Below are 13,739 nucleotides of genomic sequence, written 5' to 3'. Positions count from 1 at the left end.
CCGGAACCAGTGATTGGTTCCGGATTGTCCTACAGCAGAAGGATCGGTCAATGGATCCTTAACTGATCAGCATTGCGGCAGATGCCGGCTGTTTTTTTAGGTGGGCCTCAGGCCCGTTTCTCTTCAAGCCAGGCCCCCTGGCTCTGCATCTCGAACAGCTGGGCATAATGCCCCCCCAGCGCCATCAGCTCGCCGTGGGTGCCGCGCTCGCTCACCCACCCGCGGGAGAGCAGCAGGATTTCATCGGCATCCACAATGGTGGAGAGACGGTGGGCGATGGCGATGGTGGTGCGGCCACGGCGTGCCGCCGAGAGCGCCTGGGAGAGGGCGAGCTCGGTCTGGGAGTCCACGCTCGCGGTCGCCTCGTCCAGGATGAGGATGCGCGGATCCCCCACCAGGGCGCGAGCAAAGGAGAGCAGCTGGCGCTGGCCAGCGGAGAGGTTCTTGCCCCCCTCCTCCATCAGGGTGGCCAGGCCATCGGGCAGGCGGCGCACGAAATCGGCCAGCTGCACCTCCTCCAGGGCCTGCCAGAGCCGCCCATCCTCGATGCCGTCACGCCCAAGGCGCAGGTTCTCGGCCAGGGTGCCGACGAAGATGAAAGGATCCTGCTGCACCAGGCCGATGCTGCGGCGCACCGCCGAGAGAGCCAGGCCGTTCATGGGGTGATCATCGAAGTGGATGCTCCCCCGATCCAGGGGGTAGAAACCCATCAGCAGGCTGATGATGGTGGACTTGCCGCTGCCGGTGTGGCCCACCAGCGCCAGCATCTGGCCCGGCCGGGTGGCAAAGCTCACATCTTGCAGCACCTGCTGCTCCCCGTCGTAGGAGAAGCCCACCCCGTCGAAGCGTACCCGTCCCTCCAGGGGGCGCACCTCCCCGTCGGTGCTCTCGCGGGTTTCATCGAGCAGGGCGAATACCCGCTCCCCCGCCACCATGGCCTGCTGCAACTGGTTGAGCTGGTTGGTCATCTCGATGAGGGGCTCGATCATCCGCCCCAGATAGCTGATGAAGGCGTAAAGCACCCCCACCTGAATGGCCCCCGCCGTGCTCAGCCCCTCGTGGGCAAACAGGGCCAGCAGACCGATGAGCACCATCATGTAGAAGAGATCGATGAGGGGGCGCAGCAGGATGCCGTTGATCTTGAGGCTCTTGATCCGCGCCTGCCAGTGCTGCTGGTTCACCCCCGCAAAAGCAATGGCGAAGTGGCGCTCCTGTACCATGGCCTGGATCACCGGCATCCCCTGCAACGACTCGTTGAGACGGCTGTTGATGTCGGAGAGCAAGGATCGGGTCGCCCGCACCACGGGCACGCTCAGTTTCTGGTAGAGCCACATCACGGCCCCCACCGCCGGCAGCAGGGTGGCGCACACCAGCATCAGGTGAAAGTCCAGCAGCGCCATGGAGAGCAGGATGCCGCACAGGAGCACCACTTTTTGCACCAGGAGCCCTATCACCTGGACATAGAGGTTCATGATCGCCTCGGTGTCGTTGGTGATGCGGGAGATGAGGGAGCCCGAGCGGTGCTTGTCGAAATAGCGGGCAGGCAGGCGGATGGCGGTGGCGAACACCTGCTCGCGCAGACGCTGCACCACCGCCTGGGCGATGCGGTTGAAGCGCAGGGATTGCAGGTAGAAGCCGGCCGCCGACAACACCTGCAACCCCAGATAACCGGCGGCAAGGGCGGCGATGATGCCCCACTCCAGCCGGCGCGGCGCCAGGTAGTCATCGATGAAGAGCTTGATGAGCAAGGGACCCGCCACCTCGGCGCCGGTGGCGAGCAGCAGGCAGATGCCCGCCTGCACCAGCCAGCGGGGGTAGCTGGCGCAGTAGGCGAGCAGCCGTTTGATGGTTGGATTCACAGACTTGCCTCCAGCGCAACGTTCCACGGGAATTGACTCTCTTTGCTCCCCTCTCCGCTCGCGGGAGCCGGGCGGGGGGTGAAGGAAACCAGGGGCCTTGTCATCCTGTTCACAGGCTCTCCTCCACGTCCTGCTCCAGGCGCTGGTAGCGGACCATGTCCGCGTACCAGCCGTTCCTGGCCATCAGGGTCTCGTGACGGCCCCGCTCGCTGATCGCGCCCTGTTCCAGCACCAGGATCTCGTCCGCCTGCTCCACCGCCGTCATGCGGTGGCTCACCAGCACCAGGGTGCGCTTGTGGACCTTGAGGGCCAGCAGGATCTGCTGCTCGGTGTGGGCATCCACCGCCGAGAGGGCGTCATCCAGCACCAGGATAGGGGCATCCAGCAGCAGGGCGCGGGCGATGGCCAGACGCTGCTTCTGACCGCCGGAGAGGGTCACCCCCTTCTCTCCCACCTCGGTTTCATACCCTTTGGGGAAGCGACTGATGTCGTCGTGAACGCAGGCGATGCGCGCCACCCGCTCAATCTCCTCCCGGCTCGCCTCGGGGCGGCCCAGGGCGATGTTGGCCGCGATGGTGGTGGAGAACAGAAACGGCTCCTGGGGCACATAGGCAAACTGGCTGCGCAGCTCACCCAGCGACAGTTGCGAGATGGGCACCTCCCCCATGCGGATCTCCCCGGCCGTGGGGTTGGCCAGGCGCATCAGCAGCTTGAGCAGGGAGCTCTTGCCTGCCCCGGTGCGTCCCACTATCCCCAGCATGGCGCCAGCCTGCAGGGTGACATCCACCCCCTGCAACAGGGTGCGCTGCTCCAGCCGGTAGCCCAGCCCCAGCACCCGCAGGGGAAAGGCCGAGGCCAGCGCCATGGGATGGGCCGGCTCCTCGATGTCGCTGTGCTCCCCCAGCAGGCTTTCGATGCGCGAGTAGGCGGCGCTGCCCCGCTCGATGATGTTGAACAGCCAGGCGATGGCGAACATGGGCCAGATGAGCTGGCCGAGGTACATGGTGAAGCTGGTGAGCTCCCCCAGAGTCAGCTTGTCTTGCAGCACCAGGGCGCTGCCCCCTGCGACAGCCAGAAAATAGGAGCAGCCGATGCACAGGTAAATCACGGGGTCGAACTTGGCGTCGATGCGGGCCACCGCCATGTTGCGCTCCCCCGCCTGACGGGTCAGCTCGGCAAAGCCCTCGTCCTCTAGGGATTCGACCGCGTAGGATTTGAGCACCCGCACCCCGGAGAGGGCCTCCTGGGTCTTGTTGTTGAGGCGGGAGAAGGCCCCCTGAGCCGCCTTGAACTCCTTGTAGATCTGGGTCCCGAAGCGGTTCATGAAGAAGGCCATCACCGGCAGGGGCAGCAGGGAGAGCAGGGTCAGCTGCCAGGAGTACTGGCTGCACATGATGGAGAGCACCAGGATGCCGACGATGAAGGAGTCCACCAGGGTCAGTACCCCTTCCCCTGCGGTCATCTCCACCGCCTGGATGTCGTTGGTGGCGTGGGCCATCAGATCACCGGTGCGGTGGCGCTGGTAGAAATCCGGGCTCATGCGGGTGAAGTGGCTGAACAGCCGGTTGCGCAGCACGTAGGCGAGCCGGTAGGAGGCACCGAACAGCATGACCCGCCACACGTAGCGCAGCAGGTAGATAAGCAGTCCCAGGCCAAAAAGCCCCGCCAGATAGCCGGTCAGGGTGCCGCTGTCCAGGTCACCCTTGGCGATGCCATCCACCACCCAGCCCACCACCTTGGGGGGGATCACGGTAAACAGGGCCACCAGCATCAGCAGGGAGATGGCCACCAGATAACGCCGCCACTGATCCTTGAAAAACCAGCCAAGCCGCAAAAATACGCTCACAGAGAAGTCCTTGGTCGCGGCGCGCTGCCGCGTGATCATGAAGAGAAGCTCAATACAATCGCCCCCTGGCGGGGGCGAACGAGTGGGTCATCATAGCCTGAAGCGGGTGACTTGAGAACGATTGCTATCTTGCCCTCCCTCAGAGCCGCTTGTCGGGGGGCGAAAACGGGAAAGCGACCGACTCCTGCTGCTCCCCGGTGAGCAGGAAGTGGGAGACCTCCTCCCGGGTCTGGGTAAAGACCTGCTGCAACTGGTTGAGCTCCCCCTCGCTCAGCTCCTCCTGCAGCCGCAGCCGCCACTCCAGTTCCCCGGCCAGCAGTTGCAGGCGGGAAGCGGAGATGTTGGCCGAGACCCCCTTCAGGGTATGCAGCAAGCGGCACGCCACTTCGGGCTGCTGGCGACGCAGGGCGGTGCGGATGTCCCACAGATCGTCCTTGTGCTCGGAGAGGAACAGCTTGAAGAGGATCTGCAGCGCCTCCCTGTCATGCTCCAGCCGGCGCAGGGCATCCTCCAGATCCAGCACGCCCATGAGGGCCGGCGGCTTGACCTCGATGGGCACCTTGGGCTCCCCGCCGCTGCTCTTCACCCATTGCAGCAGGTTGTTGTAGAGATCGAGCTTGCTCACCGGCTTGGTGACATAGCCGTTCATGCCGACGCCAAGGCAGCGCTCCCTGTCCCCCGGCATGGCGCTGGCGGTGAGGGCGATGATGGGCACATCATGCTTGTCCACCATCTTGCGGATCTGGCGGGTGGCATCCAGCCCGTCCAGCACCGGCATCTGCAGATCCATCAGGATGACGTCGAACGGCTGCTCCGCCACCTGCTCCACCGCCTCGCGGCCGTTGTCCACCACGGTGACCTTGGCCTCCACCCGGCGCAGGTACTCCAGAATGAGCTGCTGGTTGACCCGGTTGTCCTCGGCCAGCAGCACCCGGGTACCACGCAGCAGCTCCCGGAACTGCTGCTGATCCCCCTGTGCCTCCGCCTGGCGGACCTTGCTGTCATGGGAGCTGCCGTTGAGCAGTTCGTCCACCTTGGCCAGCAAGGCGTTTTCGGTCATGGGCTTGGCCAGGAAGTGGGTCAGTCCCATGCTTTCCATCCGCCCGTGCAGCCCCTCCCTGGACCAGGCGCTGGTCATCAGGACAGGCAGGCGCCGCCACTGGCTGTGCTGGTACATCTCGAGGGCCAAGTCCAGGCCATCCTCCTGACCCATGCGCCAGTCGAGGATGGCGAGGCGGATGTGATGCCCCTCTTCACGCAGCACCTGACGGGCGCGGGAGAGGCTGTTGACCGTGATGACGGACGCCCCCGCCCGCCCCAGGATGTCCTTGGCCAGTTCCAGCACCAGCTCATTGTCATCCATCATCAGGATCAGGGGCTGGTGATCGAAGAAGACCCGGCGCCCCGAGACCCCGTACACCGCTTGGGAGATGGGGATCTCGAACAGGAAGGTGGAGCCCACCCCGGGTTTGCTCTGCACGGTGATCTCCCCGCCCATCAGCCCCACCAGGCGCTGGGAGATGTTGAGGCCAAGCCCGGAGCCGCCATATTTGCGGGTATTGCCCGCCTCCAGCTGGGTAAAGGGCTGGAACAGCTGGGCCTGCTTCTCCGGGGCGATGCCGATGCCGGTATCCCGCACGCTGAAACAGACCCGCATGGGATGCTGGCTGGTGAGGGTGATGGCCACCTCCACCTCGCCCCGCTCGGTGAACTTGATGGCATTGTTCACCAGGTTGACCAGTACCTGACCGAGGCGCAGCGGATCCCCGCGCAGAAAGTCGGGCACGGCGGGAGACTTGTTGATGATGACCTCGATGTGCTTGCGCTCCGCCAGATCCGCGAACATGGCGGCGAGGGAGTCGAGCTGCTCGCTGAGATCGAAGTCGATCTCCTCCAAGGTCAACTTGCCGGACTCCACCTTGGTGAGATCCAGAATGTCGTTGATGAGCAGCAGCAAGGTGTCCGACGAGGATCTGATCTTGTTGAGATAGTCCCGCTGCTGGGGATCCAGACTGGTTTGCAGTGCCAGGGCGCTGAAGCCGATGATGGCATTCATGGGGGTGCGGATCTCGTGGCTCATGTTGGCCAGGAAGTCGCTCTTGGCCTGGGCCAGCAGCGCGGCATGGCGAGAGAGCTCGCTCAGCTTCTGGTTGCGACGCCACAGGGTCGCGGCCACCAGCGAGAAGCAGAGCAGCGCCCCCCCCAGCACCATCAGGTAGAAGCGGCTCTTGAGGGAGGAGGCCCGCTCCAGCTTGCTCTGCTTCCAGGCGGGCAGTGAGCTCAGCCCCTTCATCTCCACCACCTGATTGCGCAGGCGATGGTACTCCATCACCTGCTGATTGAACTCCTGGCCCAGCCGGACGAGGGCCGTGACCCTCGGCTGCTCGCCATAGCGGTCAAGCAGGTGCTGCTGGAGTTGCAACAGTTGCCGCTGCTCGTTCTGATCCCAGCTGCGTCGGAGGTAGTGGTGCAGGCGCATGAGTTCGGTAAGGTCGCGGTACTGCGCCTCACCGACCGGCAGGGTGCCTTGCAACGCCTTGAGCTGGCCCTGGAAGCGGGGAGCCAGATACTCGATGGTCATCTCCATGGTGTAAAGCCTGGCGAGATCCAGCAGATAACCGTCGATGTCCCGCTGCAACGCCTGGGAGCCGGGGTCGTCCACCGACTCCGGATCCTCGTGCACCAGCCTGACGAACCTGTCCAGGTGACTGGAAAGCAGGCTCAGACGTTGCTGTACGCTGCCATCGCTGGCCTTCTCGCGCCCCAGCAGATAGACGGTATCGGTATTGACCCGATTGAGCACCATCTCAGCCGCCACGCTCAAATCGAAGGCACGCTGCTGCTGGCTGAGCAACTGCCAGCAATAGGCAGAAAAGCCCACCAGCGATACGATGATAAGGCCAAAGACAACACGATTGCCCCGTGCAACACTCTTCATCCCGTCTCGATTCTCATGTCATGGTCGGCCATCCGGTGACATCAGGTCACGGCCGGAGGCCAACTGTGAAAAACCACTGAGTGCTATGTTACCGTTAGTCGGCGCTCTGATTGCAATAAAGATGTTGCCGGGCCATGAAATAAGGAAGCAATTATGTCACTTGTCACCACCTATTGTAGCCAATGCTTTACCCGCAACCGCCTGCCTGTCGAAAAAGCAGACTCAAACGCGAAGTGTGGCCGCTGCCGTCACGCCCTCTTCGAACAAACCCCGGTGGCGGGGCGTCAGGCCAGCTTCGATGCCCTGATCCAGTCCGACATCCCGGTGGTGGTGGACTTTTGGGCAAGCTGGTGTGGCCCCTGCCTGCAGTTTGCCCCCGTCTTTCAGGAGGTCGCCCGGGAGCTTGAGCCCCGCCTTCGCTTCGTGAAACTCGATACCGAGCAGGAGGCCGCCATCGCAGGTCGCTATGGCATTCGCAGCATTCCTACCCTGATGGTCTTCCAGCGGGGGGAGATCCTGGCACAGCGCAGCGGCTCCCTGCCCAAGAGCCTGTTCAAGGAGTGGCTGCTCTCCTTCACCTCCCCTGTCAAATGAAAATAAAATGTTTCATTTCTGTTTGATTGAAGATCCATCTTCACTTGACTCTGTGAGTCGCCACATGATTTGACCATATCCCCCTGTTTCAAACAGGGGGATATATGTAACCTCGGCATCACAACAACAACCATAAATTAACCGAGAGAACGTTATGCACACATCGGCTGTACCTCCGACTCCCCCCTCACGCTGGCTGGACATCAAGTCCGGGATCGTCATCCTGGATCTGCTCCTGCTCTGCGCCATGCTGGCATGGCTCCCGTTTGACCCCATGGTCAACAAGGGGCTGGCCATCCTAATCTTCATCGCCATCCTCTGGCTGACCGAGGCGGTGAACATCACCATCACTGCCATCTCCATCCCGGTGCTCGCCACCCTGCTCGGGGTGTTCGACATGAGCAAGTCGCTGACCGACTTTGCCAACCCCGTCCTGTTCCTCTTCTTTGGCGGCTTTGCCCTCGCTGCAGCCCTCTCCAAGCAGGGACTCGACACCCAGATCGCCGGCAAGGTGATGCAGCTCGCCAAGGGACACCTGGGCTGGGCTTCCATCGTGCTCTTCACCATCACGGCCGCCCTCTCCATGTGGATCAGCAACACCGCAACCGCGGCCATGATGATGCCGCTGGCCCTCGGCATGCTGAAAGGGCTGGACGTTCACAAGGAGCGCCGCACCCTTGTCTTCGTGCTGCTTGGCGTCGCCTATAGCGCCAGCATCGGTGGCATCGGCACACTGGTGGGCAGCCCCCCCAATGCCATCGCCGCCGCCCAGATGGGCTTGGGCTTCACCGACTGGCTGGAGTTCGGCATCCCCGTGGTGATCATCTTCATGCCGGTAGGCATCGGCCTGCTCTACTGGGTGACCCGTCCCAATCTCTCCCACCAGGTCAGCACCGAGCAGGTCACCATCGAGTGGACAGGTCAGCGCAAAGTGACCCTGGTCATCTTCCTGACCACGGTGCTGCTGTGGATTGGATCCCAGCCTCTTGCCAAGGCGCTGGGCGGCATTCCCCAGTTCGATACCCTGATCGCCATGGGCGCCATCCTGGCCATCGCCGTCAGCCGCGTCGCCAGCTGGGATGACATCAACCAGAACACCGACTGGGGCGTGCTGCTGCTGTTCGGGGGTGGTCTCACCTTGAGCGCCATCCTCAAGCAGACCGGGGCCAACGCCTTCCTGGCGGAGCACCTCTCCAGCGGCCTCTCCTCCATGCCCATCTTCGTGATCCTGCTCTGCCTGGCCGCCTTCGTGGTGTTCCTGACCGAGCTGGTCTCCAACACCGCCACTGCCGCGCTGCTGGTGCCGCTGTTCGCCGGGGTGGCCGAGGCACTGGGGGTCTCCCCCATCGTGGTCTCCGTGCTGATCGCCGTCGGCGCCTCCTGTGCCTTCATGCTGCCGGTGGCAACGCCTCCCAACGCCATCGTCTTCGCCAGCGGCCATATCCAGCAGCGGGAGATGATGCGGGCCGGCCTGGTACTGAACCTGGTGTTCACCGTCATCCTGACCATGCTGGCCTATTTCATGGGGGATATCCTCCACTGAGGTTCGCCCCCTAATGCCCCTCCAAGCCCCGCATCGCCGCAATGCTGTTCACTTAAGAGAATTTGAGTTCCAGTCCACGTAGTATCAGGGCTAAAAAATGAGGGAGGCATGATGCCTCCCTCTTTCTATTGCAAGCCACGCTGGATAAAGGCTGAAGGAACATCGACTGGAAACAGCCTTGCTCCCCCAACTCAAGTCGCATTTATGAATAATTAGTCAAAAATGTGCTTATCTGAACAGCATTGCCGCATCGCCGGGGCTTTTTCTCGCCCCGAAACCACCGCACTCCCTACCCGCGACATCACGGCGACATTAACTTGCACTTAAGAAATCGCCTCCATGATGCTGACAACGGCCATCACGCAGCCATGGCTGACGATGGCGATGATCATGGACATCACGACAAGGGGATCACCTCATGGGTAAGACGATGCAGAACAACCGTGAAATCAAGGTATGGGATCCGGTGGTTAGGGTATTTCACTGGGCCACTGTGCTGTTGTGCGTGCTGAATCTCTTCATCCTTGAAGAGGGGGCGCGCAACCACCGCTATGCGGGATATGCGCTGGCCGGACTGCTGGCACTGCGCATCGTATGGGGATTCATCGGCTCCTATCATGCCCGCTTCGCCCAGTGGCTGCCGACACCGACCGGCGTCATCACCTATCTCAAGGAGACGATCAAGGGGCGCCACCCCTACTACGCCGGTCAAAATCCTTTGGGGTCCTTGATGATACTGCTGCTGTTGACCTGCCTTGTCGGCACCGCCGCCAGCGGGATCATGACCGAATACGGGCCGCTCTCCGGCACCCATCGCATGGAAGAGATCCACGAGTTCTTTGCCAAGGGGCTGCAGGTGGCCATCTTCGTCCATGTACTGGCCGTCATCGCCCTGGATCGTCTGGTACGGGGTGATCTCGTCAGGGCGATGATCACCGGCAAGAAACGGGTGCCGGCGGACACCCGGGTGGTCGACAGGCCCTGAGCCTCCCTCAGCCCGACAGATGAAAAAAAACCCCGCATCGCGGGGTTTTTCACAGGAGCAGACATCAGCCGACGCTGCAGCTCGTCAGTTTCCAGATACGGTCTACGTAATCCTGGATGGAGCGGTCGGAGTTGAACTTGCCCATGGTGGCAGAGTTGATGATGGCTTTCTTCGCCCACAGGGCCGGATCCCGGTACCAGGCATCGATCAGCTTGTGCGCCTCGGAGTAGGACTCGAAATCCGCCAGTGTCAGGTAAGGGTCTCCCCCTTCCAGCAAGGAGCGCTTGATGGAGGCCAGCTCACCCGGACGACCCGGCGTGAAGTAGTCGGTATCAAACCAGTCCAGCACGGCTTTCAGCTCGGAGTTGTCGTAGTAGAAGTCATACGGGTTGTAGCCGCGCACCTTCAGGGACTTCACCTCGTCCACATTCAGACCGAAGATGGCGCAGTTCTCGGCACCCGCCTCTTCGGCGATCTCGATGTTGGCTCCATCCAGCGTCCCGATGGTGATGGCACCGTTCAGCGCCATCTTCATGTTGCCGGTACCGGATGCTTCGTAACCTGCGGTGGAGATCTGCTCGGAGACATCCGCCGCCGGGATCAGCTTCTCGGCAAGGCTCACGCGGTAGTTCGGCATGAACACCACTTTCAGCTTGCCCTGAATACGGGCGTCGTTGTTGACCCGCTCCGCCAGCTTGTTGATGGCGTAGATGATGTCCTTGGCCAGCTTGTAGCCGGGCGCCGCCTTGGAGCCGAAGATGAACACCCGCGGATGCATGTCATAGTCCGGGTTCGCCAGCAGGCGACGGTAGAGCGCCATGATGTGGATGAGGTTCAGTTGCTGGCGCTTGTACTCGTGCAGACGCTTGATCTGGACGTCGAAGATCGCCTCCGCGCTCACGTCGATGCCGGTTTCCGCCTTGATGACCTTGACCAGCTTCTCCTTGTTGTGGCGCTTGATGGTCATGAACTGCTGCTGGAACGCCTTGTCGTCGGCAAACTTCACCACGCTGCGCAGCTTGTCCAGTTGCAGCGGCCACTCCTTGCCCACCACCTCGTTGTAGAGTTCGGCCAGTTCCGGGTTGCAGGCCAGCAGCCAGCGACGGGGAGTCACACCATTGGTGACGTTGCACATCTTCTCGGGCCACAGCTCGGCATACTCGGGGAAGAGATCTTCCTTCACCAGCTTGGAGTGGATCTCGGCCACGCCGTTCACCTTGGAGGAGCCGATGACGCACAGGTTGCCCATACGCACCTTGCGCACGTCACCCTCTTCGATGATGGAGAGCTTGGCCTTGATGGCATCGTTGCCCGGCCACTTGGGCTCCACCAGCTCGTTCAGGAAGCGGGCGTTGATTTCATAAATGATCTCGAGGTGACGGGGCAGTACCTTCTCGAACAGGCTGACGGACCACTTCTCCAGCGCTTCCGGCAGCAGGGTGTGGTTGGTGTAGGAGAAGACCTGATAGCAGATGCCCCAGGCGGTATCCCAGTTCAGCCCCTCTTCGTCCACCAGCACGCGCATCAGCTCGGGGATGGCCACGGTGGGGTGGGTATCGTTGAGCTGGATGGCGATTTGCGCGGCAAAGTTGCTGAAGTCACTGCCATGCACCCGCTTGTAGCGACGCATGATGTCCTTGATGGAGCAGGCGCAGAAGAAGTACTGCTGGATCAGGCGCAGCTCCTTGCCGGCGTCGGTCTCATCGTTCGGGTAGAGCACCTTGGAGATGGTCTCGGCCTGGGCCTTCTCGGCCTGGGAGTCGATATAACCACCGGCGTTGAACACGTCCCAGTCGAAGAACTCGGAGGCGCGGGATTCCCACAGACGCAGGATGTTGACGGTGTGACCACCGAAGCCGACCACCGGAATGTCCCAGGGCACCCCTTTGATCTTGCGACCGGCGTGCCACACCTTCTTCAGGCCACCCTTGTCACCAAAGACGGTCTCCACGTAGCCGTAGAGCGGGATCTCCTGCACCGATTCCGGGCGGCAGATCTCCCAGGGGTTGCCATATTCGCGCCAGGAGTCCGGACGCTCGATCTGACGGCCATCCTGAATTTCCTGACGGAACAGGCCGTGCTCGTAGTGGATGCCATAGCCCACCGCCGGGTAGTTCAGAGTGGCCAGGGAATCGATGAAGCAGGCAGCCAGACGACCCAGGCCGCCGTTGCCAAGGGCCATGTCAGGCTCTTGTTCACACAGATCGGTCAGTTCCAGACCAAGTTCACCCAGCGCCTCTTCACAGACTTTGTAGAGGGAGAGGTTGTGCAGGTTGTTGGAGGTCAAACGCCCCATCAAAAATTCAGCAGAGAGATAGTGAATCGCACGAGTATCTTTCTTGAAGTGAGCCTGCTGAGTACGGGTCAGGCGCTCGTACACCTGTTCATTGACGGCGGCAGCGGTCGCTTTCCACCAGGCATCCGGAGAGGCTTTCTGTTCGCTTGTACCCAAGGTAGAACGCAGGTGACGCACGATACTCGCCTTGAGCTGATCTTTATCCAGTTGGAGATCCTGGTCTGTCTTCTTCTTGGTAGCCATAAACCATTTTCCTTCGTTACAAATAAAAAATGTCATCCCATCGGGTGGACCGGCGCTGTTGTTATCTCAGAATATGCTCCGGCGGGGGCATACTAGCTAAAGCCAAGGGTTTAAAAGTTAACGTGAGTCACACTTTAACGCATAAAAATGACAGTTTCACCATGAAAACCCTTTCCTTGAGCCAGCCTGAATGAAATATAAATTTCGTTTTAAATCATAGTGATATAAGAAAACAAAAAAGATAGTTTCATGAATAGGTTTTCAATGATTGCCTGTGACTGAAAATACGTGAAAATAACCGCCGACTAGGGAGAAATTGAAAGCGCTTTCAATTCACACCCCCTCGTCAGGTAATAAAAAGGATGCCCCAATCGGAGCACCCTTTGATTTCAATTAACCATGTGCCTTGAACTGATTGCTCATAGGGTCGTAGTGATACCCGATCTGTTGCAGACGGGTAGCCAGCTGATCTTCTGTCATGTCGTAGTAAGCCAGCAGCTCTTCCAGACCATCACACTCCAGCCGCAGCTTCTCGTTGATGATCCCGAGCAGAATGTTCGCATCCAGTCGTTGCAAGGTACTAACGTCCATCTCGCTCCCTCCTCTCCCTATACAGGACTGTATAACCATGAGCGCCGACCCGAAGTTTGTCTACAGGTTAAAAAACACCCTGTATAAGGAAGATATAAATATCCTTTTTAATCATGTAGTTAAAGTCATCTCCTGTTAATCGGCTCACACTTTTAGCCACAAATGACTTGTCACTCCTTGCGAACAGAACTACTGTATGCGCATACAGCATGGTTATTCATACAGGAACGACATATGAGCCAGCCCCTGAATCTTTGCCCCCCCTCCTCCTCTGCCGGTCTGATCACCACCTGGCCCACTCGTCATCAGAGCAAGATGGGACAAGAGCAGCGGCGCGGCCCTCTCCATCAGGAAGCGCCGCTGCTGGATGCCCTGGGGCAACTGAGTCAGTCTGACAGTGGCTGGATCCTGCTCGTCGCCCCGCCCGGTCTGCCCGCCGCCGCGCAATTGCAGGCCAGAGGGATCAATCCTGCCAGGGTGCTTGTCGTGCACGCCCCCAAGATCAAGAATTGGCAGCGCCTGCTGGAGCAGAGCCTGATCAATGGTCACTGCGCCGCCGTGCTGACCTGGCTGCCCGAACAGGTCGCCCTGGACCGGAGCACATTGAGCACCCTGGGCCAGCGTGCCGGTGTCCTGACCCGCTTCTTCGAGCCCGCAACCCCTCTGGGTGGGGCACTGAGCTACGGCGGCCAGGATATCTACCTGAACCACTGATCGCCCCTTCGGCGTGACAGCCAATGCGCCGGCATTGCCCACCGGGTTATCCAGGCTTCCGACCCGGGATGCCATGGCGACAAAGACAAAGCAGCACAGCAGCACAGCAGCACAGCAGCACAGCAGCAGT

The 13,739-nt window shown here is 61.0% G+C and carries 9 protein-coding genes; 4 read left to right on the top strand and 5 right to left on the bottom strand.

The features are described from left to right. Positions 1–107: 107 nt before the first annotated feature. From PG892_RS12000 to PG892_RS11990, 3 genes are all read right to left on the bottom strand, one after another. On the bottom strand, positions 108–1,859 hold the full coding sequence (locus tag PG892_RS12000) for an ABC transporter transmembrane domain-containing protein (protein ID WP_049636011.1): 1,752 nt from the start codon (positions 1,857–1,859) through the stop codon (positions 108–110). A gap of 109 nt (positions 1,860–1,968) precedes the next feature. Continuing rightward, positions 1,969–3,705, bottom strand: a complete 1,737-nt coding sequence (locus PG892_RS11995) for an ABC transporter transmembrane domain-containing protein (RefSeq protein ID WP_029314593.1) — start codon at positions 3,703–3,705, stop codon at positions 1,969–1,971. Positions 3,706–3,844: 139 nt separating this feature from the next. Continuing rightward, positions 3,845–6,643 (bottom strand): hybrid sensor histidine kinase/response regulator, encoded by a 2,799-nt coding sequence (locus PG892_RS11990; protein ID WP_049636010.1) that lies wholly within the window; start codon positions 6,641–6,643, stop codon positions 3,845–3,847. A gap of 153 nt (positions 6,644–6,796) precedes the next feature. On the opposite strand from PG892_RS11990, the gene trxC reads away from it, so the two are divergent. The 3 genes from trxC (at position 6,797) to PG892_RS11975 (ending at position 9,765) form a co-directional block, all read left to right on the top strand. Beyond that, positions 6,797–7,237 carry a thioredoxin TrxC gene (trxC, locus tag PG892_RS11985; RefSeq protein WP_010674892.1) on the top strand — a complete coding sequence of 147 codons (441 nt, stop codon included), beginning with the start codon at positions 6,797–6,799 and terminating at the stop codon, positions 7,235–7,237. A gap of 154 nt (positions 7,238–7,391) precedes the next feature. Then, positions 7,392–8,780: an SLC13 family permease gene (locus PG892_RS11980; RefSeq protein ID WP_049636009.1), complete on the top strand. Its 1,389-nt coding sequence runs from the start codon at positions 7,392–7,394 to the stop codon at positions 8,778–8,780. A 418-nt stretch (positions 8,781–9,198) separates the two neighbouring features. Further along, positions 9,199–9,765 (top strand): cytochrome b/b6 domain-containing protein, encoded by a 567-nt coding sequence (locus PG892_RS11975; RefSeq protein WP_010674894.1) that lies wholly within the window; start codon positions 9,199–9,201, stop codon positions 9,763–9,765. Between the two features lie 64 nt (positions 9,766–9,829). On the opposite strand, the gene PG892_RS11970 is transcribed toward PG892_RS11975, so the two are convergent. Continuing rightward, entirely contained in the window at positions 9,830–12,304 is a 2,475-nt protein-coding gene (locus PG892_RS11970) for a glycogen/starch/alpha-glucan phosphorylase (protein ID WP_049636007.1), read from the bottom strand. A 393-nt stretch (positions 12,305–12,697) separates the two neighbouring features. Then, positions 12,698–12,895 (bottom strand): DUF4250 domain-containing protein, encoded by a 198-nt coding sequence (locus PG892_RS11965; RefSeq protein WP_005323525.1) that lies wholly within the window; start codon positions 12,893–12,895, stop codon positions 12,698–12,700. Positions 12,896–13,129: 234 nt separating this feature from the next. Here PG892_RS11965 and PG892_RS11960 point away from each other — a divergent pair, with 234 nt between their 5' ends. Then, a complete protein-coding gene (locus tag PG892_RS11960) occupies positions 13,130–13,609 on the top strand; it encodes a cell division inhibitor (protein ID WP_010674896.1) in 480 nt (159 codons plus the stop codon). Positions 13,610–13,739: the final 130 nt, after the last annotated feature.

The sequence above is a fragment of the Aeromonas sp. QDB68 genome, from assembly GCF_027707405.1.
Classification (GTDB): domain Bacteria; phylum Pseudomonadota; class Gammaproteobacteria; order Enterobacterales; family Aeromonadaceae; genus Aeromonas; species Aeromonas caviae.
Note: the sequence above shows the minus strand (reverse complement) of the source record. Positions and strands in the feature narration are given on the sequence as shown.

Coding starts and splice junctions, on each gene's coding strand:
- PG892_RS11990 (WP_049636010.1), bottom strand. CDS start 6,643: ATGAAGAGTGTTGCACGGGGCAATCGTGTTGTCTTTGGCCTTATCATC.
- trxC (WP_010674892.1), top strand. CDS start 6,797: ATGTCACTTGTCACCACCTATTGTAGCCAATGCTTTACCCGCAACCGC.
- PG892_RS11980 (WP_049636009.1), top strand. CDS start 7,392: ATGCACACATCGGCTGTACCTCCGACTCCCCCCTCACGCTGGCTGGAC.
- PG892_RS11975 (WP_010674894.1), top strand. CDS start 9,199: ATGGGTAAGACGATGCAGAACAACCGTGAAATCAAGGTATGGGATCCG.
- PG892_RS11970 (WP_049636007.1), bottom strand. CDS start 12,304: ATGGCTACCAAGAAGAAGACAGACCAGGATCTCCAACTGGATAAAGAT.
- PG892_RS11965 (WP_005323525.1), bottom strand. CDS start 12,895: ATGGACGTTAGTACCTTGCAACGACTGGATGCGAACATTCTGCTCGGG.
- PG892_RS11960 (WP_010674896.1), top strand. CDS start 13,130: ATGAGCCAGCCCCTGAATCTTTGCCCCCCCTCCTCCTCTGCCGGTCTG.